This window comes from Pyxidicoccus xibeiensis (genome assembly GCF_024198175.1).
GTDB lineage: Bacteria > Myxococcota > Myxococcia > Myxococcales > Myxococcaceae > Myxococcus > Myxococcus xibeiensis.
Genome location: NZ_JAJVKV010000001.1, coordinates 1,836,069 through 1,858,755 on the forward strand (window position 1 = coordinate 1,836,069; position 22,687 = coordinate 1,858,755).

Below are 22,687 nucleotides of genomic sequence, written 5' to 3' on the forward strand. Positions count from 1 at the left end.
CCAGCTCCTCACAAGAACGCCTGCCTGCTCGGGTTTGAACCCTCTCTCTCCGCGCCACGGGTCCATCCGCACCCGAGCGAGGCCCGGATGACACTGTCATGTCAGGCTTTGGTGCTGACACACCGCGTGTTCCGGTTGTACGTCTTTAACTCGGCCTTCGCGGTGTTACGGGGCGCCGCGAGCCCATGTTCCGGCCGCGGCGTCCCGTCATGCGTCCGGCGGGGTCAGTTGTCGACGAAGAAGTTGAAGCTCTGGATGGTGAAGTTCCCGACGCCGTCATTCATCCACAGGTCGACGGTGTGCGCGCCGTCGAACAGCTCGCGGGTGTCGAGCTCCGCCGTCCAGGTGCCGTCCGCCTGCTGGGTGCCGGCGCGGATGCCGGACCTGTCTCGGCTGAAGCCCACGTTCGTCACCGGCCCGTAGTTGTCGGTGACGCGGGCGCGCAGGGTGATGACGCCGCTGACGGTGCTGCCCGCGGTGGGGGCGAGCAGCGTGGCGACGGGCGCCTGCGTGTCGTAGTTCACCCGGCGCACGAGCGTGCTGGTGATGCCCGTCTCGCTCGTCACGGAGATGTTGAGCGTGTTGACGCCCGGCACCAGCGTGGCCGTCGTCTGGATTTGACCGCCGCCCCGGGGCAGCGTGAAGGCCGGGCCGCCGTTGACGCGCACGGTGGAGGCGGAGACCGTCTGCACGTTGATGGCGTAGCCGAAGGTGTGGTCCGGCATGGGCCCGAAGAGCTGACCCTCCGCGAAGTTGGTGCTGAGCACCGGCGCGCCCGAGTCCACCCACACGACGACGCCCTTCTCGGTGACGTTGCCCGCGCTGTCCGTGGCGCGCACCATGATGCCCTGGTTGCCATAGCTCAGCGGCACGTTGTGGCTGACGGTGCCGTTGCCGAACTCCAGCAGCGACACGTTCGCCCACTGCGTCTCCACGCGCACCGGCGTCTGGTCCTGCACCGACGACGTCACCGTCACCACCGGCGTGCCCAGGGCCGCGCCCTCGGCGGGCGACTGGATGGTGAGGATGGGGGCCACGCGGTCCACTGTGAGGTTGACCTGCTTCGTGGTGATGCCGCCGAAGCTGTCCCGCGCGGTCAGCTGGATGATGTTGGGCCCTTCCTCCAGGGTGACGGTGGTGAAGACGAGGCCGCCGTTGCCGGGCGTGAGGACGATGGGCGCACCGCCGTTGACGATGAAGGCCGCGTAGGTGACGACGGCGCCGGGGGCGCGCGGCGTGGCGTAGCCCCAGATTTCCAGGGACGTCTCACGGGTGAAGGCCGGCGGGTTGCCGATGGTGACCAGCGGCGTGGTGTGCGGGAAGGCGAGGATGTTGAGCGTGCGCGAGTCGGTGCTGCCCAGCAGGTTGGCCAGGGGCGGCAACAGCTCCACGCCGGAGTACACCGCGCGGTAGTCCTGCGGGCCCGTCACCGTCCAGCTGTCCACGGCCGGCATCCACGGGGTGGAGTAAAGGCCGTCCGCATCCGCGTCCGCGTCCGCGCCCACAGGCACGCCCGCGACGTAGAACGTGACGACGCCGCGGCCCGGACCCCTGACGGGGGCGCCGGCGTCCGTCACGCGCGCGGACAGCGTGATGCCCTGGCCAATGGTGACGCTGGCGTTGGCGGCGGGCGTCTGGATGGCGGTGACGGTGGGGCGGCCCGTCACGGGGGGCAGGGGCGGGGTGTACGCGTTGACGCGCGCGGAGCCCGACACGCCCGGGGCGCCGACCGAGGCGGCGATGAGCGTGAACTCCGAGGTGAGCGCCGGGTACAGGCCCGGTGGCGCGGTGATGGTGACGGTGACGTTCGCCTCCGCTCCGGAGGCGAGGAACAGGGTGGGCTGGCTCACCGAGGACGTCCACCCGGGCAGGCCGCCCTGGGTGCTCAGCGTGTACGTGTCCGCCTGGTAGCCGTGGTTTCGCACGGTGAAGGTGAAGGTGGCCGTCTGCGGCGCGGCGTGGTCGATGAGCAGCTCCTGCCGGTGGGAGCCGACGACAGTCACCCGCACGCTGAAGTCGCCGAAGCAGGACAGGCCCAGGGCCGCGAAGGTGGTGGGGATGTCGAAGGTGGCGGCGCCGGTGCGCCAGCTGCCGTCGGCGGACTGGCGCGTCTTCATCCACTCAATCGCAGTGCGCAGGCGCGGGTCCGTGGCGGGCTCGCGGCCGGCAAGGCACAGGCCATAGATGGCGCTGCCGGTGGCGAAGTCATTGGCCGCCTCGTTGGCGGAGTTGCCCCAGCCGGGGCTGCCGGGCGAGGTGCGCGTGCTGAGCCGGTCCGCCAGGGTGTTGATGGCGGCGGTGTTCTCGTTGTTCGGCCCGGGGCCCGCGGCCTTCAGGCCCACGATGGCCCACGCCACCTGGAAGGTGTAGGGCATGCCGTTGCCCGGAGCGGAAGTGTCGGCGTTGTTGAGGTTGTTGCGCAGGTAGGTGGCGGCGCGGTCCAGCGCGGCCTGGTACTGGGCGGCGCGGGCCGGGTCCACGCGCTGCTTCGCCTGGGCAATGCCCGTCATGATGCGCGCGGTGGTGGGCACGCTGCCGTAATCCACCGGGAAGAGGGCGTGGTCCGACGGCCACCGGCCACCGGCCTCCTGCGTGGTCAGCGCCCAGCTCGCGGCGGAGACGAGCGACGCGCTGTACTGCGTGGAGACGTTCTGGTCATACCCGGCCAGGCCGAAGGTGGAGAAGGACGTCTTCTCGTTGCGGAAGGCGTTGCCGGTGTGCAGCCACGAGCCGTTGGCTTGCTGGTCCACCCGGATGCGCTGGGCGAGGAACTCCAGGTTCTGGAGGTTGGTGCGCCCGTTGGCCGCGACGAAGTTCATGTCGTAGCCGTTGGCCCGGGCGTTCGCCATGCCGTACACCACGGCGCCCTGGCGGTGGCAGGCCACGCAGTTGTTCTCCGTGGTCCAGTGGGCCACGTCCGCGCTGAGGAAGTTGATGGCGCGCTGGGTGGCCTGGGTGTTGGTCTGCGTCTGGGCGGAAGCGGGAATGGCAAGGACAGACATCGCCAGCGCCACCAGCCCGAGGAGGGCATGGCGGCGCCGCGCGGGCTGCCGGAGGGGATGGGGGAACATGACTCTCCAAGGAGGTACGGCCGGCGTCAGGGATTGACGCCGCGCGCCGGACCTTCGGGGAGCCTTCGGACGCAGGACGGCCCTCGCGGCTGGAGCGGCGGCCTCCAGCCCACGGGGACAGTCATGCGAATGGAAAGGATTCCCCCACGGACAGCGCTAATGAATGGAATACTCCAGACAGACTGGAAGTGTCCAGTAGTCGGCTTTCGGACACTTCCCTGGATGCTCGTGGGTTTGGGGGCACCCTCGGTTTTCCGCTACCTGTCTGTGACAGGCATTGCGCGTCCGTGTGGAGGGAGCTCAGCCTCCGACGATGTCGAGCGACTGGCCGACGCCGCGGGCGAGGGCCACGTCGTAGAGGGCGCGGGCCAGGGCCACGTCCTGGAGGGCGAGGCCGGTGGAGTCGAAGACGGTGATTTCGTCTCCGGTGCGGCCGGGCTTCTTGCCGGCGAGGACCTCGCCCAGGTTGCCGGCGATCTGCTCCGCCTTGAGGAGTCCGTCGTGCAGGGGGACGTTGACCTCGCCGGAGTGGAGGGCCTGCTCGGTGTCGTCGATGAAGACGCGGCCCTCGGTGAGGATGCGCGGGTCCAGCTCCTGCTTGCCGGGGGCGTCGGCGCCCATGGCGTTGATGTGGGCACCGGGCTTTATCCACTCGCGCTTCACCACGGGGGCGCGCACGGGCGTGGAGGTGCAGACGATGTCGGCGCCGGAGGCCTCCTGGAGGCTGACGACGCGGCCGCCCTTCTCCGCCTGGAGGGCCTTGGCGGCGGCCTCGGAGGCGTCGGCGAGGAGCAGCTCCAGCTCGCCGAAGATGGCGCGGTGGGCGTCGATGAGGACGCGGGCCTGCACGCCGCAGCCGACGAGGCCGAGGGTGCGCGGTGCCTTCTTCGCGAGGAACTTGGACGCGACACCCCCGGCGGCGCCGGTGCGCCAGGCGGTGAGGAGGGTACCGTCGAGGATGGCGAGGGGGGACGCGGTGTCCGGGTCGCTGAGGATGTAGAGGGCGCGGACGGTGGGCAGGCCGTGCTTCTCGGGGTTGCGGGGATGGGCGTTGACCCACTTCACGCCGGCGGCGCCGTCGAGGAAGGCGGGCATGGCGCGGAAGTCGCCTTCGTACTTGGGGAGGGACAGGTAGACCTTGGGAGGCATGAGCGCCTCGCCACGGCCGTGGGCGAGGAAGGCGCGCTCGACGGCTTCGAGGCCGAGCTGGACGGTGTACAGGCCGCGCAGGTCCTTCGCGGTGAGAATGAGGGTGGGCATGGCGGCGCTATATAGCGCTCAGTGGGGGCTCGTCCCAGGGACTGCTACCCACGCCTGTTCAGCTTCTCTATCTCACCCTCCGCGATGTCCCGGTAGAGGGGGACGACCTCGACGGCGAGCAGGTCGCGCAGCTGTTGCCGTGCTTCGTCCAGGCGGCCCGCGTCACGAAGGCGGTACATCCGGTTCAGGGCAGCAGCCAGCCGGTGTGAGCCATCCGAGATGCGACGCCGGATGACATGAAGCAGCGCGGTGGCACTGTCGACGCTGGAGAGGTCCACGTCAGCTTCGTTGATGGCGACCGTGGGGGCAGTGCGGAGGAGGAGTTCGCGCACGTCGGGCGTGAGCTCCAGTACCTCACCTCGTTGGACCTGACTCTCCAGCATCCGTATCGTGTGCCAATCGCCTTCTTCCAGGTCCATCTCGCTACTCCCGCTTCTTTCGGGGGCTGCACGTCCGGAAAGGCCAGTCGTGCTGCCCCTCACAGTAACGGATGCAGTCGTAGCAGCTCCCGGTCCAGCCCTCGTTCTTGCAGTTCACGTAGAGCCGGATGCACTCCTGCTTCCACTCGGGAAGGTCGGCGTTGTTGATGAAGTCGTCGATGCTCTCCTCGTCCAACTCCTCATCCGCTGCATCGGCGACCTCGTTGAGCACCCGGAGGCCGTTGAGGACTTCGGCCACTTCTGTGGCGGTGGCCGCGCAGCTCTGCGCGGCTGTTGCGGGGTACTTCTTGATGCAACAGACCACCGAGGAGTCTCCAGGCCTGCAGTCCACGGCCAGTGACTTGGACGCATAGGGAGGCCCCGAGGCACAGCCCGCTCCCAGCATCCCCGCCAGCAGGAAGAGGTAGAGCGCGCGCGGTGGGTGCTCCACGGTTCTCATGCCACGGGAGGCTAACAGACCACCGGGGGGCCGAGCCGGCTCGCCCCTTCGACGGGCCCGAGGCGCTCCGGTACGCTTCCGCTTTGAAGATCCGACATGCCAGCCGCTGACTCCGCCGGCATGGAGACGAGGAGCATCCTGCCGTGAGCGAGCGATACGAAGCCGAGCTGCGCCATGCGCTCGCGGAGGGTCTGGTCTCTCGGGAAGAAGTGGAGGACCTGCGCGCTCGGGTCATGCGCCTGGGGCGATCTCCGCTGGAGTTGCTTCGGGAGCAGGGACGCCTCTCCGAGGACACCTTCCTCCTGCTTCGTCGGGAGGCCTCGGCCGAGAGGGTTGAGGCACCCATGGCCGGCTCGGACTGCACGCTCGCGCCTGGAATGAACGTTCCTTCCGGGCAGCCCGCGGCGCGTGCCGTGGGGCAGGGGCCGGACTTCGCGCCCTCGGCTGGAAGGAACGTTCCTTCCGCCCCCCCCGCCGACGGCCCCCCGGCGCCACGCTCCGAAGCCCCACTCACGCCCGGCGCCGCCGCCCCTCCCGAGCGGTCTGCCGCTCCCCGCTCGGACGACACACTCCAGCCAGGCACGGCCGCCGTCTCTCCCGAATCGCCCACGGGCCGCGAGCAGGACTCCGCGCCTCCCTCCCGCCCCGACGAGCCCGCCTTCCCGATAGCGAGCTGGGACCGCTACCAGCCCAGGCGCTTCCTCGGGCAGGGCGGCATGGGGCGCGTGTTCCTCGCGTGGGACCCCCGGCTGCGCCGCGACGTGGCGCTCAAGTTCGTCCGTGACGACGACCCCGAGCTCGCCCGCCGCTTCGTCTCCGAGGCCCGCGCCCAGGCCCGCGTCGACCACGAGCGCGTGTGCCGCGTGTACGAGGTCGGCGAGGTCCAGGGGAAGGTCTACATCGCCATGCAGTACGTGGACGGCCGGCCCCTCAACGCGCTCGCGGGCGAGCTCACCGTCGAGCAGAAGGTCATGCTCCTGCGCGAAGCCGCCGAGGGCGTCCACGCTGCCCACCGCGCGGGGCTCGTCCACCGGGACATCAAGCCCTCCAACGTGCTGGTGGAGCGCACCGCCGAAGGTGCCCTCCGTCCCTATGTCATGGACTTCGGCCTCGCCCGCGACTGGAAGGAGGGCGTCACCGCCACCGGCACGGTGCTCGGCACGCCGCACTACATGTCCCCCGAGCAGGCCCGGGGCGAGGTGACGCGGCTGGACCGCCGCGCCGACGTCTACAGCCTCGGCGCCACGCTCTACGCGCTGCTCACCGGCCAATCCCCTATCCCCGGTGACAACGGATTGGAGGTGCTCAGCAACATCGCCACCGTGGAGCCACGGCCGCCGCGCGCGGTGGACCGCGACATCCCCGCGGACGTGGAGGCCATCACCCTCAAGTGTCTGGAGAAGGACCGCTCCGCCCGTTATGGCTCGGCGCGCGAACTCGCCGACGACCTGGGCCGCTTCCTCGACGGAGCGCCCGTGCTCGCGCGCCCTGGCCCCGGCTACCGCGCGACCCGCTGGCTGCGGAAGCACCGCCGCGTCGTGGCCGTCGTCTCGGCGGTGTCGCTCGTGGTGGCGCTCGCGCTGGGGCAGGCCGTCCTGGCCCGCCGCGAAGTCACGCAGCGCGAGACGCTGGCCCGCCGCTTCACGGAAGGCGTGGAGCGCCTCGAGGCCCAGGCCCGCTACTCCGGCACCGCGCCCCTGCACGACACGCGCGCGGACCGCGAGGCCCTGCGCGCGAGGATGCGCGACATCGAGTCCGCCATGCGCAACGCGGGCTCCCTCGCCGAGGGGCCGGGGCACTACGCCCTGGGCCGTGGCTTCCTCGCGCTGGGGGACGAGGCGAAGGCCCGCGAGCACCTGGAGACCGCATGGAAGCAGGGCTACCAGGAGCCCCGCGTCGCCTATGCGCTGGCCCTGGTGCTCGGCCACCTCTACCAGGAGCGCCGCCTGGAAGCGGAGCGGCTGCGCGACGCGAAGGCGCGCGAGACCCGGCTGCGCGAGGTGTCGGAGCGCTACCGGGACCCGGCCCTGGACTTCCTGCGCCGCAGTGAGGGCGCGGAGGTGCCCGCCCCCGAGTACGTCGCGGCGCTGCTCGCCTTCCACGAGGACCGGCCCGACGAGGCGCTCGCGAAGCTGGATGCGCTCGGCGCTCGGCTGCCCTGGTTCCACGAGGCGCCCCAACTGCGCGGAGACATCCACCTGGCGCGCGCCGTGCGGCGCTGGAGCTCCGGGGACCGCGAAGGCGCGACCGCGGACTTCGACGCCGGCCGCCGGGCCTACGCCGAGGCCGCCAGCATCGGCCGCAGCGTGCCCGCGGTACACCGGGCGCTGACGCGGCTCGAGTACGAGGCGCTCATCATGGAGGTGTACGGGAAGGGCGAAGTGCTGCCTCCGTACTCCCGGGGCGTGGAGGCGGTGAAGCGTGCGCTCACGGCCGCGCGCGACGACACCCAGGCCCATGTGCTGGAGGCCGCGCTGCACCGTCGCCTCGCCGAGCACCGCGCCCGGCAGGGCGGTGAGGTGGAGCCGCTGCTGGATGCGGCGCAGGCGTCGGCGAAGGAGGCCGTCGCGCTCGCGCCCTCGGAACCTCGCTCGCTGACGGAGCTGGCGCTGGTGTCGTGGCAGCGCGCCATCCTGCGCCAGGAGAAGGGCCAGGACGCGAGCGAGCTGCTGCGCGACGCCGCCGCCACCTTCGAGCGCATCCCCGCCGAGGGCCGGGACTTCGACTTCCACATCAACCTGGGCCTCGTCTACAAGGTGTGGGCGGACCACGAGGACAGCGTGGGAGGAGACGCGCTGCCGCACAGGGACCGGGGCGTCGACGCCTTCCGCACCGCCGTGGAGCTGGACGCGCGTCGCGCCGAGGCGTGGACGAACCTGGGGCAGGCGTACGTCGCGCGGGCCTCGCATCCGCGCGCACCGGATGCCGACGGCGACCTCACCCGGGCGGCGGACGCGATGGAGCGGGCATGCACCCTCAACCCGGGGCTCGTGTCTTCGTGGTTCTACGCGGGCGAGGTGCACGAGGCGCGGGCCCGGCGACTGCGGGACTCGGGAGGGGATGCGCGGCCGGAGCTCGCCCGCGCGCTGGAGGCCTATCGCAAGGGCGCCGCCATCAGCCCGAAGCTGCCGCCGCTGCACAACGGCGTGGGCACCATCCTCTTCGAGCAGGCGAAGGAGGCCTGGGACCGGGGAGCGGCGCCGGAGCCGCTGCTGCTCCAGGCGCAGGAGGCCTTCGCGCGAGCCATCGAGGTCGCGCCCGCGCAGGGCTTCGCCCACAACAACGCGGGCGAGGTGCACGCCTGGCACGCGGCCTCGCTGCTGGCGCGCGGAGAGTCACCGCTGCCGGCCGTGCGCGCGGCGGAGGCGGTGCTCCAGCAGGCGGTGGCGCTGCTGCCGGACCTGCCGCAGCCGAGGACGTGGCTGGGCGCGGTGTACCGCGTGGAGGCCGCCTTCGCGCTGGAGCAGGGAAGGGACGCGGGCCCGGCGCTGAAGCAGTCCACGGAGGCGCTGCGCCGCGCGCTCGCGCTCAACCCGGGGCTGGCCCAGGCGTGGCTGCTGCAGGGCGAGACGCTGGCGCTGGACGCACGCTGGCGGGCGGCGAAGGGGCGGGCTCGCGACGAGGACTTCGACGCGGCGGCCCTGTCCTTCCAGAAGGCGGTGGACCTGGAGCCCGCGCGTCCGGAGCACCGCGTGGCCTTCGCCCGCTTCCAGCTCGGGTGGGGCGACTGGCGGCGGCAGGCGGGAAGGGACGCCACGCCGGTGCTGGAGCGGGGACTGGCGCTGGCGGACGCGGCGCTGGCGGCCCGAGCCGCCTGGGCGGAGGCGCGGGCCGTGCGCGGCGGCCTGCTGCTCGCGCTGGCGGAGCTGCCGGGCACCAACGCATCAGGACACAAGCAGCAGCAGCGCACCCAGGCCCGCGAGGAGCTGACCCGGGCGCTGGCGGACAACGCGCACCTGCGGCACACGTGGGCGCGTGAGCAGGCGAGGCTGGCGGGCACTACCCCGAGGTGACGACGACCAGGTTGCCCTTGATGGTGTCGCCCATGCCGGGCTCTCCAGCCGCCGAGGCGGAGTCCGTCAGGTTCTTGCACCCCTGCGAGCAGTCGGCCCCCTCCTTCTGGTTGCAGACGCCCACCGTGTAGTCCCCCTGGGAGAGGGAGGGGGGCGTCCACTCGCCAGTCGACGCAGCCAGGCTGTGCGTCGCATACGTGCCGCCGCTGCTGTCGGTGATGACGACACAGACGGGAGTCGCCAGCGTGTTGGTCACCTTGAGCGTGCCGGTGCTGCAGAGCGTCCACGGGGCCGGCTTCTTGAAGGACTTGTGCGAGCCCTCCGCGTCCACCTGCAGCTTCACCTCGCTGGAGCAGTCCAGCATGGGCTTCGCGGTGCTTCCCTCGGCCTCCATGGTGGTGACGGCCCCCGGCTCGCCGGCCTCCGCGCCCTTGGACCGCGACGCGCAGGCGCTCCCCCAGGTCACGGCCACGAGCGCCACTGCGATGTATCCCTTGTGCATGTGAGAGACCTCCGGGTTCGGAAATGAGGCCGCCAGCCTACAGGGCCCGTCGTGGGACGGGCGCGAAAGTCGGGTGCTCACGAACCGGAGGGTTCGTCGTGTGCCTCAGCCCGGCCGAGGCGTGAGGCCCAGCTCTTTCAACCGCCGGCCCAGCGCTCGCCGGGACACCTCCAGCTTGCGCACCATGGCATCCAGGTCGCCGTCACACGCCTCGAAGCAGCGGGTGATCTCCTCCGCGCTGAGGTCACCCGCGGTGCGCAGGTTCGGGCTCTTGTCGATGAGGTCATAGAGCGAGGGCCGCGCGATGCCGAGCGCCTCCGCCGTGGCCTTGAGGTCCCAGTCGTTCTCCCGCAGCGCCGCGAGCAGCTCCTGCTCCGTGAGCTGTGACGCCTTCCGGCGCGGCGCCGCCTTCTCGGGCGTGGGCTCCGCGGGCCTTCCGCCCGGGGACGCCTTGGCTTCCGGCAACGGGGACGCGGTGCCCGCCGGAGTGCCGGCGCGTGCGGCGCTGCCCGGCATCTTCCCGGCGGCTGCCTCCAGCTCCTGCTCCAGCCGTGGGTCCACCAGCAGGCGAGGCTGGCCCCGGCTGCCGATGACGAGCTGCCGCGCCAGGTTGCGCAGCTGGCGGATGTTGCCGGGCCACGAGAAGCGGACCAGCCGCACGGCCAGCGGCGCCGGCAGCCACGGCTCCGCGTACGCGTCGTCATTGTCCAGCCGGTGCGCCTCGCCAATCGTCTCCAGCTCCTCGCGGGCGAAGTGGAGGAAGAGGCGGCCGATGTCCTCGCGCCGCTCGCGCAGCGGAGACACGTGGAGGTCGTAGCCGGCGAGCCGGTGCATCAGCGGGGCCTTGAAGCGGCCCTCGCGAATCTGCTCCTCCAGGTTGGCGTCCGTCGCGGCCAGCAGGCGCACGTCCACGGTGACGGGGCTGCTGCCGCCCACGGGGTACAGCTCGCCCGTCTCCAGCACGCGCAGGAGCATCACCTGCACCTCGGGCGGGGCCTCGCCCACCTCGTCGAGGAACAGGGTGCCGCCGTGGGCCGCGCGGAAGAAGCCCTCGCGGCTCTGCGTGGCGCCGGTGTACGCGCCCTTGTGCGTGCCGAACAGCTCGGCGGCGGCCAGCTCCTTCGGAATGGCGCCCAGGTTCACGCTGACGAACTTCTCGTCCCGGCGGCGGCTGCGCTGGTGGATGGCCTGGGCCACGCGCTCCTTGCCCGTGCCCGTCTCGCCGCGGATGAGCACCGGCACGTCCAGGTCCGCCACCCGCTCGATGTGGCGGCGCAGGCGCAGCAGGTGGGTGCTCTCGCCCACCATGCCCAGGGTGTCCGCGCCCGGCGTCTCCGCACCCGACTCGGCCAGGTGCAGCAGCACCACCACGCGGCCGCCCAGCTCCAGCGGGACTCCATCCGCGAGCTCCTCCCGCGACAGCTCCCAGGGGCCCTGCAGCAGCGAGCCGGCGACGTGGACCTGGGTGCCTCCGTCACTGTTGGTCAGTCGCACACCGCCGGGCATAGAGCCGGGGGCGAAGAGCAGCGGCTTGCGGCTGAGGAACGGGTCGGACAGGGGCTGGCCCAGCGCGGAGCCGGGGCGTGTGAAGTCCGGGCCGTTGCGGGACAGGGCCACCTCCCTGCCGGCGGTGATGGCGTCGAGGAGCAGCCGCTCGCCGACGCGCCGGGGCAGGGGATGGGAGATGACGGTGAGCGCCGGGACGGCGCGAGGCCCCTGGGGACCGCCGCTCCGGTTCGGGATGGCGGCGGTGGAGACGTCGGCGAGCGTGGAGGCCATGGAGTCCTCTGGCGATGCACCCAAAGGGAGCCAGGGGCCCCAGTCTACTCCGGCTCCGGGCATGATCCGGGTGCCTTGTCAGGCCCTCCTCCCCAAGACGTCCTGCTCCAGGCCATGCTCTCCGCCCAGGTGCCGGCCGTCACTGCGTCCCCTTCCATCGTGCTCGCTCCCACTTCGTTCGCCCCAACCGTCTCGCCCGCGCTGCTCGCGGAGGTCCATGGCCTCTATGAGCGGGGGCTCTACCTCCAGGCGTGCCACCACGCCGAGCGCCACCTGCCGCTGGCGCAATGGACGGGGCTGCAGGGGCGGCTGTTCGCGGGGCGGCTGCTGTCCCACCTGGGAGCGCCGCGTGCATCCCGCCTCCAGTTCGTCCGCGCCTTCCGTGAGTTCCCGCGCGACGCGGAGGTGCGCTACTACCAGTCGCAGCTCATCCTCCAGCGGAAGGGCCCGCTGGCGACGCTGGACTTCCTCGACGGGCCGGTGGACCTGGAGTCCGCTCCCATCGACATCCGGAGCGACCTGCTGCTCGCCCGCGCGCAGGCCCTGGCCGGGCTGCGTGACTTCGAGGATGCCGACCGCTGGCTCCAGGAGGCGCTCGCCCTCACTCCCGGCCGCTCCTGGGCGCATGTGCTGCGCGCTCACCTCCTGGAGCTGCAGGACCGGCGCGAGGAAGCGCTCGAAGAGGCCCGGTATGCCCTCTCGCTGCGCCCCTTCTACCGCCCGGCGGTGCAGGCCGTCGCCAACCTGTGCACGCTGCTGGGCCGCGACGCGGACGCGCTGGTGCTGCTGACCGAGGCCTCGGAGCGGCTGGAGTCGGCCAGCGTCACGCTGCAGCTCGCGCGCCTCCAGGAGGAGCTGGGCGAGCACGACGCGGCCTGGGCGAACCTGGAGCGGGCGCTCGCGCTCTGCCCGAAGCTGGAGGAGGCGCCCTTCGCGGTGCTCGCCGCGGCGCGTGCGGACACGGCGTACCTGCGCGGGGACCTGGAGCTGGCGGTGGCCCTGTCGCACCTGAGCGGCTCGGGCTTCCACGCGCGCGTGGCGGAGCGGCTGGAGTCGCGTCCGGAGGGCCGGCGCGTGGTGCTGCCCGTGCGCTTCGTGCAGCAGCACCACAAGACGTGTGCGCCCGCGACGCTGACGTCGGTGGCGGCGCTGTGGGGCGTGCCGGTGGAGCACCTCCAGGTGGCGGCGGCCATCTGCTACGACGGGACGCCCGCGTACCAGGAGCGCCACTGGGCGGCCACCACCGGCTGGCACGTGCGCGAGTTCCGCGTCACGTGGGACAGCGCGCGGGCGCTGCTGGACCGGGGCATCGCCTTCACCCTCACCACCCAGGAGCCGGGCAGCGCCCACCTCCAGGCGGTGGTGGGCTACGACGAGCGTCGCGGCACGCTGCTGGTGAGGGACCCGTCCACCCGCTACCAGGTGGAGTTCGACGCGGAAGGCGCGCTGGCGCACTACGCCTCGTGCGGGCCGCGAGGCATGGCGCTGGTGCCCGTGGCGGAGGCCGCGCGGCTGGACGCCGTGGAGCTGCCCGAGGCGGAGCTGTACGACGGGCTCCACCGGCTGGAGGCCGCGCTGGTGGCGAACGACCGGGGGGCGGCGAGGGCCGTGGTGGAGGACCTGGAGCGCGCCGCGCCCGGCCACCGGCTCACGCTGCAGGCGCGGCGCCGGCTGGCGGGCTACGACGACAGCACCGCGGACGCGCTGGCCGCGCTGGAGGGACTGCGCGCCGCCTTCCCGGACGACCTCAACCTGCTGCTCTCGTTCCTGGGCTGCCTGGCCGAGCTGGGCCGGCGCGAGGAGCGGGTGCGCCTGCTGCGCGAGCGCGTGCGGGGCGCCAAGGCCCATCCGATGGCGTGGCACGCGCTGGCGGCCGAGCTGCTGGACGACGCGCGCGAGGAGGCCGAGGTGGAGCGGCTCCTGACGCGCACGCTGCGCTCGAACCCGGCCTTCGCGCCCACCTACCGGACGCTGGCGCAGCTGCGCTGGTCCCAGCTCCGCCGCGACGAGGCGCTGCGCCTGTTCCGGGCCGCGGCGTGCCTGGAGGACAAGGACGAGTCGAACGCCTGGAACTACTTCCACGCGGCCCGGGAGACGGGCGACACCGCGAGGGCGCTGTCCTTCCTGGGCGACCGCTTCCGCCGCTTCGGCGCGAGCAGCGGCGGTCCGGCGAACACGCTCTTCCAGGCGCTGGAGGCGCTGGAGCGGGGCCCGGAGGCCTTTGGCGTGCTGCAGCGCGCGCGGGCCCTGCGTCCCGAGGACGGAGAGCTGTCCCTCTTCGCCGCGCGGGCGCACGCGGGCCTGGGGCAGACGGAGGAGGCGGAGCGGCACCTGGCGGCGGCGGAGGGCCGGGTGCGCGACGGTGCCTGGTTCCGCGCGGCCGCCGCCGTGGCCGCCGCGCGAGGGGCGCTGGAGGTGACGCTCGGCCACTGGGAGGCGGTGCTCGCCCGCGAGCCGCTGGCCCTGGACGCGCACTCGGAGCGGGTGTCGCTGCTCACCGCGCTGAAGGGCGTGCCGGAGGCGGGTGCGCACCTGGAGGCGGCGTGCGCGCGCTTCCCGCACCACCAGGGCCTGCTGCGCCTGCGCGCGCGGTGGGCGCGTGAGCACGACGCCGCGGTGCTGCCGGCCGCGCTGGAGGCGCTGCTGGCGAGCCACCCCGAGGACACCTGGGCCCTGCGTGAGCACGCCTGGGTGCTGTGCCAGCAGGGCCGCCGCGAGGAGGCGCTGGCGGAGCTGGAGCGCTCGCGGGTGCTGGAGCCGCGCAGCGCGGCCTTCTTCCACTACCAGGGGCTGGTGCTGGAGTCGGCGGGGCGCACGGAGGAGGCGGCGGCCGCGTATCGCGAGTCGCTGAAGCTCTTCCCGGCGCCCTCCACCGTCGTCGCGCTGCTGGGACTGGCGACGACGCCCGCCGCGCGCGGCGAGGCGTGCGCCTTCGTCCAGGAGGTGCTGCGCGGCGTCTCGACTCCGGGGGACTCGCTGCTCGCCTTCGAGTCCGTGGCCCGGGGCGTGCTCACCTCCGAGGCGCTGGGGGGCTTCCTGGCGGAGCTGCGCGAGCGCCACCCGGAGGACTGGGCGACGTGGGTGTCGCAGACGCGCTTCCTGCTGCGGGACAAGCGCCTGGACGAGGCGCTGAAGGCGGCGGAGGGCGCCACCGCGCGCTTCCCGCTGCTGGGAGAGGCGTGGCTGGAGCGGGCGCTGGTGCACCGGGCGCGCGGCGAGCTGGCGGCGGAGCGCGAGGCGCTGGAGGCGGCGCGCCGGCTGCGGCCCGGCTGGGTGCGGCCGGCGTGTGAGCTGTCGGACCTGCTGGAGCGCACGGGCGCGGTGGACGAGGCCCGCGCGGTGCTGGAGCGCATCGGCCGCGAGTGTCCGCTGGACGCCGTGGTGCAGGGCTACGTGGCGGACCTGCGCTGGCGCGCGGGGGAGCGCGACGAGGCGCTGGAGCGCCTCTTCAAGGCGCTCCGGCTGGACCCCGCCTATGGCTGGGCCTGGGAGCGCGTGGGGGAGTGGGCCGAGGTGGCGGACCGGCGCGAGGACGCGGTGGCCCTGGCGCGGGAGCTGGCCGGACGGCCGAATCCGCCGCCGATGGTCCGGTGGCGGCTCGCGGAGCTGCTGGAGCCGGAGGGCGAGTCCACGCTGGAGGAGCGGCTGGCGCTGCTGGACGCCGCGCGGGAGGCGGCGCCGCGCCTGGAGGACGTGCACGACACGCGGGCGCGGATGCTGGCGCTGGCCGGGCGCCACGACGCGGCGCTGGAGGCGTGCGCGCCCGCGGTGTACGGCGGAAGCCCGCCCCTGTTCCTGCGCGGCCGCGCGGCGTGGGTGCGTGCCCGGCGGGGAGAGCTCCGCGAGGCGATGGCGGCCATGCAGGCGCTGCTGGAGGAGTCGCCGGACTACGGCTGGGGCTGGCACAACCTGTCGGAGTGGGCGGAGCAGGCCGAGGACGCGCCGGTCTTCCTGCGCGCGGCGGAGGCGATGGTGCGGCTGAGGCCGGAGCTGGCCTCGGCGCACGGGAGCCTCGCTGACGCGCGGTTGATGGCCGGGGACGCGAAGGGCTCCTGCGCCGCCTGGGCGCGCGCGCAGGAGCTGGAGCCGGACAATGCCTATGTGGCCTGCCGCTACTCCGACACGCTGCTGGAGCTGGGGCGCCTGGAAGAGGCGGAGCGTGCCGTGGCGCGGGCCCGGGGCCACTGCCCGGAGGGCCAGGTGACGGCGCGGGAGGCGCGGCTCGCCGCCCTTCGCGGTGACGCCGTCGCGGCGGAGCGCCACCTGGCGCGGACGGTGGAGGTGCTCTCGGAAGGCTCCTGGCCGCTGGACACGGCGATGGGGGCCATGCGGGCGCGGGGCTGGGACGCGGCCGTGGAGCGCGTGCTGGATGCGGCGATGCAGCGACTCGAGCAGCCGCCGGAGGTGCTGGGCCGCGCGTGGGGCCACCTGAAGGCGGAGCGGTGGGCCACGTGGCTCGCCTGGAAGCGGCTGCGCGCGCTGGTGAATGCGGTGGACGGGGCGACGGCGCCCGGGCGCCGGGTGGCCTGGACGGCGTACGTGGAGGGCCTGGGCGAGAAGCAGAGGAGCTTCGTGCTGTGGTGCTTCGTCCGCCTGCACCGCGGCACGCTGCGGCGCCACACGGAGCTCTGGGGCGCGGTGGGCTATGCGCTGCTGAAGCTGGGGCGCATGGCCTGGGGCCACCGGTGGCAGCGCGACTGGCGCGAGCGCGCCGCCGAGCTGAAGCCGTGGATGCTGAGCAACGTGTCCCTGGCGGCGTACTCCACGGGCCGTAAGGACGATGCGGCGGAGGCGGTCGCGCAGGGGCTGGCCCTGCCCGAGGACCACACGCGCACGCACCTGCGGGTGTGGCATGCCTTCTTCACCGCGCTGCGGGGCGAGGACGCGCAGGCGCGAAGGGCGCTGGAGGACGCGGGCCCGGAGCCCACCCAGCCGTTGCTGAGGTTCGTCCACCGGCTGGCGCAGGCGGTGCGGGTCGCGCACGAGTCCGGCGGCGACGACGCCCGGACCGCGCTCGTGCGCGCGCGGCTGGCCATGCCGGACTTCCGTGAGCACGCCCTCGGCTCGCGTGCGTACCGCGAGGCCGAGGCGCAGGTGCGCCGGGCGGTGGGCTGGCGCACGTGGCTGGGGTGGTGGCTGCGGGGCTGAGCTACTTGCGGCCCTTCGCCTTCACGGGCGGGGAGTCCAGCCAGGCGGCGAGCACGTCCGCGTGGCAGGGGCCGGGCTTGCACCAGCAGCCGAGCCGCTTGCCGCGCAGTCCCCGCACGGCGTCGAGGTAGTCCGCGTCGTGCCGGGTGCGCAGCTCCAGGTACCAGCGGAAGGACTCGAACGGGTCCACGTCTGGCCCCATGCGGCGCAGGGCCTCGTCACGGACGCGGGCCTGCTCGTCTTCTGGCAGGGCGGCGAGCCACGGCGCGAAGTACGTGCGCAGCATGGCGCCCGGGGTGCGCACGCCCCCGGGCTTGAAGGGATTGCCGAAGCGGCCGGGCACCGGGTTGATGGGGCTCGGCTTCGCATAGGCGCGGAAGGCGCGGCCCACATACACGTCGCAGCCGTCGTGGACATGGACCGCCGTGGTGCGCATCCCGGACATCGTCAGGGCTCCGAGCCTACTTCTTGCGCTTCTTGCCACCGGCGGGAACGGCCGCGGGGGCGGGCTGCTCGGCGGCGGCGGTCTTCAGCTCGTCGCGCTCCTTGGACACCAGGGCCAGCTCACCCTCCAGCTCGCTCACCTTGGTCTTCAGGGCGGCGTTCTCCGCGCGCAGCGTGTCCGCGTCCTTGCGGAGCGTGTTCGCCTCGATCTTCGCCTTGTTCATCTCGCGCGAGGAACCACAGCCGACGAGGGGAACCACCGCCAGCGCCACCACGGCCATCCATGCCTTCATGTGCCTCACTCCTGCCTTGTCTCGGGGCCCGCGGAGTCGCGGGCCCGGAAGCTTCAGTCACTCAGTGATAATAGCTGACGAGCCCACGCCCCTGGGCGGAGGCCTCGCGGAACCAGCCCCGGACGCACTCGAGGATGTCGCGCACCTGGGCATCCTTGCCCGTGTACTTCGCGCCCTCGAAGGCGGCGGCGATTTTCTTCACCTCGGCCTCGTCGACCCACCCGGTCAAAGGAAAGTCGTCGGGGTAGGGGAGCTTGACGGGAAGCCGGTTCCCGTGGAGGTCGTCGAGCTCGAACGGCACGTTCATCTGCTTGAGCGCGGCATTCACCGGCCCGAAGTCGGGCGAGCTCCACGGGCACACGGCGCTGTTGTCGAGGAAGCGTCCGAAGTGCTCGACGACCAGCTTGAAGGCATAGCGGTAGATGCCACCGCGAGCGCCCTCGGGCACGGTGCCGTCGATGAGCTGCCGCAGCGCCTCGTAGGTGTTCGGCCCGCCGCCGGAGATGGAGTCCTCGAAGAGCTCGTCCAGGCTGGCGAGGTCGCGCTTGAAGCGCCCGCCAATCATGCGCCGGAGCTTCTCGTCCTTGGAGCCGGCCGACTGCCGGAGCTTGTTCGTATCCACTGCCCACACCATGAAGCCGTACCCCATGACGTCCCCTCCCACGTCCGAGCTGGCCGGAATAAGCCACCGAGGCCCGCCCGTGGCAAGCAACTCAGGTGGGGGCCGGGGGGCGGTACTCGTGAATCCAGACGTGCTCCATCCCCCAGGTGAAGAGCAGCCGGTGCCGTGAGAGGACGGTGAAGCCTTCCGCTTCCACGGGCCGCGTCACGGTGAGGACGCGGGTACCCGGGCGGCAGGTGCGGAAGCGCTCCACCAGCCGGACGCGCGTCTCCGGCGTCAGGGCCGTCCAGTTGGTGAAGACGTGGGTGGCGTCCTGGAGGTCCGCGTGCATCGCGTCGCCGACGACGAGCTCCGCGCCGGCCTTCGCCACCGGGCCCGAGGCGAGCAGCACATGGCCCGGAAGCAGCTCCACGCCGCGTGCTCCTGCTCCCAACCACCGCGCCGCGAGCAGCGTGCGCCCGCGCCCCGCGCCCAGGTCCACCAGCCGCCCGCCCTTGCCGAGCCCCGCCTTCCGGAAGAGCCACACCCCGGTGAAGACGGGCGTCTCGCCATACATCAGCTCGTTGAAGTGCTGCCCGGTGGTGTTGAGCAGGCGGGCCAGCTCGAAGGAGCGCCGCACCCGGTAGGGCGAAGCGAGCCCCTCTCGCAGCCACAGCCCCAGGTACGGCGACAGCAGCCACGGCCGGCACAGCAGCACGAGCAGGTCCGCGAAGCGCGTGAGCAGCTCGAGGAACGCCACGCACACGCGGATGAAGATGAGCCGCGGCAGGGACACCGCGAAGTCGTCCGGTGCCCCACCGCGTCTTCCGCTGCCTGAGGGGGTGGGCGCCGGGTCCGTCATGGCTTCGAGGCCATGGAGGATAGCACCCACCCCTCTCGGTGCCTCACCTCACCGCAGGCGCAGCAGGGTGGCGCTGCTGGAGAGCTTGCCGCCCACGAGCAGCTCGGGCACGCCGTCGTGCTCCACGTCCAGGGGCACCATGTCGTACGCGACGGGCAGCGCCCCGAAGCAGGCCGCGGGTCCGTAGGCGCCGTGTCCCTGGGCGCGGAGGATGCAGGCGGAATCGTTGCCCGGGCTGCCTGCCAGCAGCTCCCGCCAGCCATCGCCGTCCAGGTCGCGTGTGGAGAGCCCGCTCGCGCCGCTCGGGATGCGGAGGAAGTCCCGCTCGAAGAACCAGAAGTTGCTCCCGCCGAACATCGGGAGCACGCCCGGCTGGCCCCCCGAGCACGACACGGCGACATCCATGAACCCGTCCCGGTTGAGGTCCTCGAGCAGCATCTCACTGAGATTGCAGGGGTCCATGATGGGGGAATACTCCCGCACCTTGACCAGGGTGTTGTCGGCACGGCTCTCGAAGATGCCCAGCTCGAAGCTGGGAGACACGCTTCGGAGCACCACCAGGTCCGCACGGCCATCCTTGTTCAGGTCGGCGAGGGCCAGGCCGTTCAGTGACGCATGCGTCGCGAGCACGCCGCCGGTCACGAAGGTGCCATCTCCCTGGTTGAGCAGCAGCCGCACGTCGAAGAGGAAGAACGCGCCGTCCTGGCGCCGGTCGGTGAAGGCCAGGTCCAGGTCCCCATCCCCGTCCACGTCTCCGGCGGTGGGCCACTCCGGGTTCAGCTCGGGAACCAGCGGCTCGCCGGCGGAGAAGGTTCCATCCCCGTTGCCGCGTAGCAGCATGAGCGTGGACGGACTCTCGTGGTCGGACATCGCGAGCAGGTCCACCGTCGGACCCGCGTCGAAGCGGCCCGGCAGCAGCCACCAGGTGCGAGGGCCCGTGGGCGAAGGCCCCCGAGCCACGAGCTCTCCCGTGGGCCGGGTGAGCTGCACCTGGATGCCGTCCAGGCTCGGCACTATCGAGGCCACATCATCCCAGCCGTCGCCGTCGAAGTCCGCGGTGACGAAGCCAAGGCCCGGGGCCAGGCGCCGGGGCGCTTCCAGGTCCCTCATCACGCGCACCTCCAGCCCTCGTGACAGCACCAGCAGGTCGGGCTTCCCACTGGCGTCGAAGTCCGCGACCGTCACCTGCTGGGGTTCGCGTCCATTCGGGAGCTCGTGCGTCTCGAAGGTGCCGTCGCCCCGTCCGCGCAGCAGGGTGAGCACCTCGCGCTCCTCGTGCACGTAGGCCAGGTCCTGCGTGCCGTCCCCATCCAGGTCGCCCACGGTGAGCTGGATTTTCTGGCCCCAGAACTTGGAGTGACGGAGCAGCTCCACGCGGGCCCCGAAGTGGCCCGTGCCGTCGTTGAGGAACACGTTGACGCCCATGTCTGAGAAACCCTCCCTCGCGTCCGCGAGGTCCAGGGCGCCATCGCCGTTGAAGTCGGCGGCCACGGCGGAATGGACGGTGCCGCCCACGTGCCGGAGCTGCTCGAACGAGAAGGCGAGGCGTCCCTGGCCGAGGATGGCCGTGAGGTATGCACCGACGATGACGAGGTCCTCCCGTCCATCCCGGTCGAAGTCACCGGCGACCACGGGGGCCGTGCCGAAGAGCGAGGTCGTGAACGCCTTTGAGAGTGCCCCTCCGCCAGTGTGGCGAAGCACATCGAGCAGGCCGCCCTGGGACACGATGACCTCCGGTGCGCCATCCCCGTCCATGTCCCGCACCAGGGGCGCGTAGCCCAGGGTGGAGCTCCCCGAGGAGGAGAGGAACGTGCTCACCGGCGCCTGGAAGGTGCTGTCGCCCCGGCCGCGTGCGACGCGGAGGTTGGAAGCGTCGAGCGCCAGCAGGTCGAGCACGCCATCGCCATCCAGGTCCGCGGAGACGAGGCTGCTGCCCCACATCGGGATGACGGCGGGATACGGGCGATGGAAGCGGCCATTGCCCCGCCCGCGCAGCACGCTGGTGCCACTGGCGTTGACGACGCCGAGGTCGTGTTTGCCGTCCCGGTCGAAGTCACCGCTGGTCACGGTGTTCCAGCTCGGCGACCAGGTCACGTCCAGCGATTGCACCAGGAAGGAGTCGACGTCCAGCTCGCAGCGCAGCGTCTCCGCGGCCAGTGCGACAGCAACCGAGCGCGTCGCCGGGACGGCGCCGGGCACGGTGGCGGTGATGCGCACCCGGGCGGACGGCGCGGCGGCGGGGACGTCGCGCGCGCGGTTCCAGCGGAAGGCATGTGCGGTGCCCTCGGCGGACGTGGCCAGTGCCACCAGGCCGGAGTGCGTGTCACTGCCCGCCTGGGTGGCGCGAGTGAAAGTGCCATCCCCGTCGGCATCCACCTCCACCAACACGTCCACGCGCTCCCCATCCACCTGCTTCAGGCCATAGGACACCGACAGGCAGCCGCCTGCCTCCGAGGGGACCTCCAGCGAAGTCAGCTCCACGGGCGCGGGGCGCGTGCGCACCGGCTGGGACGCCGAGGCCACGGGGCCCTCGCCCACCGCGCTGCGAGCGGTGACGCTCACGGTCTGCGGCCGGGTGCTGGGCACGGCTTCCAGCGTGGCGCCGCGCGCGTCCGGGCCCACGTCCACGCGGACGCCCGAGGGCTGCGCCACCACCGTGTAGCCGGTGAGCGGCTCGCGTCCGTCCGACGCCGGAGGCTCCCATGCCACGGTGAGGGAGCGCACGTCCGGCGTCGCCTCCACGCGGGTAGGCGCACCAGGCAGCGCGGGCGTGAGCGCGGGAGCGGAGCCGGTGTCGGGCCCCAGGCCCACGTCGTTCCGCGCGGAGACGGCGAAGGTATAGGCGGTGTCATTCTCCAGGCCGGTGAAGGACGCGGAGGTCGTCGCGCCGTCCACCTCTTGCCTGGCACCGCCCGGTGAGGCTGTCACCACGTAGCCGGAGAGCGGCAGGCCGCCGGTGTCCTCAGGCACCTGCCACGAGACGGACACCGCGCGTACGGCGGGAGTGGCAGCCACGGAGGCGGGCGCGGCGGGCAGGCCGGCGGGCACCACGGACTCGGAGGCAGTCGAGTCGGGGCTCTCGCCCACGGCGTTGACGGCGCGCACGGTGAAGGTGGTGGCCTCGCCGTTGGTCAGTGAGGAGACCACGGCGGACAGCTCCGGACCGGTCGTCTCGACGCGGAGGCCGCGCGGGTTCGCCGTCACGACATAGCGGAGCACGGGCAGGCCGCCGTCGGAGACAGGCGCCTCCCAGGTGACGCTCGCCTGGCCATCACCGCGCTTCGCGGAGAGGTTGAGGGGCGACGCCGGAACGTCGGGAAGCCGCACGGGCTCCGCGCTGCCAGCGGGGCCTGGGCCCACGGCGTTCCGAGCCGTCACGGAGAAGCGGTACATGCCGCCCCGGCGCAGGCCCGTCACGCGGGCGGTGCGGCCGTCGATGACCACCGTCATGCCGTCCTCACGAGGCTCGCTCTCGACGGTGTAGCCGGTGAGGGCGGTGCCGCCGTTGCTCTCCGGCTCGAACCAGGACAGCACGGCTGCGTCAGGCTCCGTGGAGGCCGTCACCGAGCGCGGCGCGGAGGGCGCGGTGTGGACGGGAGGGTCCACGGGCGGAGGACGCAGGCGCTCGCACTGGGACGCGTTGGCGACGCAGACCTGCACGTCGGGGCAGCACGTCCAGCCTTCGGCGCAGGGACAGGGACGCTCGCCCTCGCTGACGGGATTGACGCAGGCGGTGGCAAGCAGTGCGCCGAGCAGCAGCAGCAGGGCGCGGGAAGGGGACTTCGTGTGTGTCATTGAATTCTTCAGCCTCCACCGCTTCAACGTCGCGGAGGGG

At 72.6% G+C, this 22,687-nt stretch carries 13 protein-coding genes; 2 read left to right on the top strand and 11 right to left on the bottom strand.

Translation table 11 applies throughout. From position 1 onward, the window contains the following. Nucleotides 1–224: 224 nt before the first annotated feature. The 4 genes from LXT23_RS07390 to LXT23_RS07405 all read right to left on the bottom strand — a co-directional run bounded on the left by LXT23_RS07390 (nucleotide 225) and on the right by LXT23_RS07405 (nucleotide 5,210). Nucleotides 225–3,071, bottom strand: a complete 2,847-nt coding sequence (locus LXT23_RS07390) for an Ig-like domain-containing protein (protein ID WP_253979353.1) — start codon at nucleotides 3,069–3,071, stop codon at nucleotides 225–227. A gap of 300 nt (nucleotides 3,072–3,371) precedes the next feature. Next, nucleotides 3,372–4,331 carry an ornithine cyclodeaminase family protein gene (locus LXT23_RS07395; RefSeq protein WP_253979354.1) on the bottom strand — a complete coding sequence of 320 codons (960 nt, stop codon included), beginning with the start codon at nucleotides 4,329–4,331 and terminating at the stop codon, nucleotides 3,372–3,374. 44 nt (nucleotides 4,332–4,375) lie between these two features. Next, nucleotides 4,376–4,750 (bottom strand): DUSAM domain-containing protein, encoded by a 375-nt coding sequence (locus LXT23_RS07400; RefSeq protein WP_253979355.1) that lies wholly within the window; start codon nucleotides 4,748–4,750, stop codon nucleotides 4,376–4,378. 4 nt (nucleotides 4,751–4,754) lie between these two features. Further along, nucleotides 4,755–5,210 carry a hypothetical protein gene (locus LXT23_RS07405; protein WP_253979356.1) on the bottom strand — a complete coding sequence of 152 codons (456 nt, stop codon included), beginning with the start codon at nucleotides 5,208–5,210 and terminating at the stop codon, nucleotides 4,755–4,757. A 143-nt stretch (nucleotides 5,211–5,353) separates the two neighbouring features. On the opposite strand from LXT23_RS07405, the gene LXT23_RS07410 reads away from it, so the two are divergent. Beyond that, nucleotides 5,354–9,223 carry a serine/threonine-protein kinase gene (locus LXT23_RS07410; protein ID WP_253979357.1) on the top strand — a complete coding sequence of 1,290 codons (3,870 nt, stop codon included), beginning with the start codon at nucleotides 5,354–5,356 and terminating at the stop codon, nucleotides 9,221–9,223. On the opposite strand, the gene LXT23_RS07415 is transcribed toward LXT23_RS07410, so the two are convergent. Both LXT23_RS07415 and LXT23_RS07420 read right to left on the bottom strand, forming a co-directional pair. Then, nucleotides 9,210–9,725 (bottom strand): hypothetical protein, encoded by a 516-nt coding sequence (locus tag LXT23_RS07415; RefSeq protein WP_253979358.1) that lies wholly within the window; start codon nucleotides 9,723–9,725, stop codon nucleotides 9,210–9,212. The genes LXT23_RS07410 and LXT23_RS07415 overlap by 14 nt on opposite strands. A gap of 105 nt (nucleotides 9,726–9,830) precedes the next feature. Further along, nucleotides 9,831–11,504, bottom strand: coding sequence for a sigma 54-interacting transcriptional regulator (locus LXT23_RS07420; protein WP_253979359.1), 1,674 nt, complete (start codon nucleotides 11,502–11,504; stop codon nucleotides 9,831–9,833). Between the two features lie 114 nt (nucleotides 11,505–11,618). Here LXT23_RS07420 and LXT23_RS07425 point away from each other — a divergent pair, with 114 nt between their 5' ends. Then, nucleotides 11,619–16,652, top strand: coding sequence for a C39 family peptidase (locus LXT23_RS07425; protein ID WP_267146678.1), 5,034 nt, complete (start codon nucleotides 11,619–11,621; stop codon nucleotides 16,650–16,652). Between the two features lies 1 nt (nucleotide 16,653). On the opposite strand, the gene LXT23_RS07430 is transcribed toward LXT23_RS07425, so the two are convergent. From LXT23_RS07430 to LXT23_RS07450, 5 genes are all read right to left on the bottom strand, one after another. Further along, a complete protein-coding gene (locus LXT23_RS07430; RefSeq protein ID WP_253979360.1) occupies nucleotides 16,654–17,088 on the bottom strand; it encodes a DUF4326 domain-containing protein in 435 nt (144 codons plus the stop codon). Between the two features lie 25 nt (nucleotides 17,089–17,113). Continuing rightward, entirely contained in the window at nucleotides 17,114–17,389 is a 276-nt protein-coding gene (locus tag LXT23_RS07435; RefSeq protein WP_253979361.1) for a hypothetical protein, read from the bottom strand. 61 nt (nucleotides 17,390–17,450) lie between these two features. Then, on the bottom strand, nucleotides 17,451–18,038 hold the full coding sequence (locus LXT23_RS07440) for a DUF7691 family protein (RefSeq protein ID WP_253979362.1): 588 nt from the start codon (nucleotides 18,036–18,038) through the stop codon (nucleotides 17,451–17,453). Nucleotides 18,039–18,102: 64 nt separating this feature from the next. Next, nucleotides 18,103–18,786 carry a class I SAM-dependent methyltransferase gene (locus LXT23_RS07445; protein ID WP_253979363.1) on the bottom strand — a complete coding sequence of 228 codons (684 nt, stop codon included), beginning with the start codon at nucleotides 18,784–18,786 and terminating at the stop codon, nucleotides 18,103–18,105. A gap of 114 nt (nucleotides 18,787–18,900) precedes the next feature. Further along, nucleotides 18,901–22,647: an FG-GAP-like repeat-containing protein gene (locus LXT23_RS07450; protein ID WP_253979364.1), complete on the bottom strand. Its 3,747-nt coding sequence runs from the start codon at nucleotides 22,645–22,647 to the stop codon at nucleotides 18,901–18,903. Between the last annotated feature and the right edge of the window lie 40 nt (nucleotides 22,648–22,687).

What these genes read in the sequence shown, in the direction of transcription:
- LXT23_RS07390 (WP_253979353.1), bottom strand. Translation starts at nt 3,071, where the DNA reads ATGTTCCCCCATCCCCTCCGGCAGCCCGCGCGGCGCCGCCATGCCCTC.
- LXT23_RS07395 (WP_253979354.1), bottom strand. Translation starts at nt 4,331, where the DNA reads ATGCCCACCCTCATTCTCACCGCGAAGGACCTGCGCGGCCTGTACACC.
- LXT23_RS07400 (WP_253979355.1), bottom strand. Translation starts at nt 4,750, where the DNA reads ATGGACCTGGAAGAAGGCGATTGGCACACGATACGGATGCTGGAGAGT.
- LXT23_RS07405 (WP_253979356.1), bottom strand. Translation starts at nt 5,210, where the DNA reads ATGAGAACCGTGGAGCACCCACCGCGCGCGCTCTACCTCTTCCTGCTG.
- LXT23_RS07415 (WP_253979358.1), bottom strand. Translation starts at nt 9,725, where the DNA reads ATGCACAAGGGATACATCGCAGTGGCGCTCGTGGCCGTGACCTGGGGG.
- LXT23_RS07420 (WP_253979359.1), bottom strand. Translation starts at nt 11,504, where the DNA reads ATGGCCTCCACGCTCGCCGACGTCTCCACCGCCGCCATCCCGAACCGG.
- LXT23_RS07425 (WP_267146678.1), top strand. Translation starts at nt 11,619, where the DNA reads ATGCTCTCCGCCCAGGTGCCGGCCGTCACTGCGTCCCCTTCCATCGTG.
- LXT23_RS07430 (WP_253979360.1), bottom strand. Translation starts at nt 17,088, where the DNA reads ATGCGCACCACGGCGGTCCATGTCCACGACGGCTGCGACGTGTATGTG.
- LXT23_RS07435 (WP_253979361.1), bottom strand. Translation starts at nt 17,389, where the DNA reads ATGAAGGCATGGATGGCCGTGGTGGCGCTGGCGGTGGTTCCCCTCGTC.
- LXT23_RS07440 (WP_253979362.1), bottom strand. Translation starts at nt 18,038, where the DNA reads ATGGGGTACGGCTTCATGGTGTGGGCAGTGGATACGAACAAGCTCCGG.
- LXT23_RS07450 (WP_253979364.1), bottom strand. Translation starts at nt 22,647, where the DNA reads ATGACACACACGAAGTCCCCTTCCCGCGCCCTGCTGCTGCTGCTCGGC.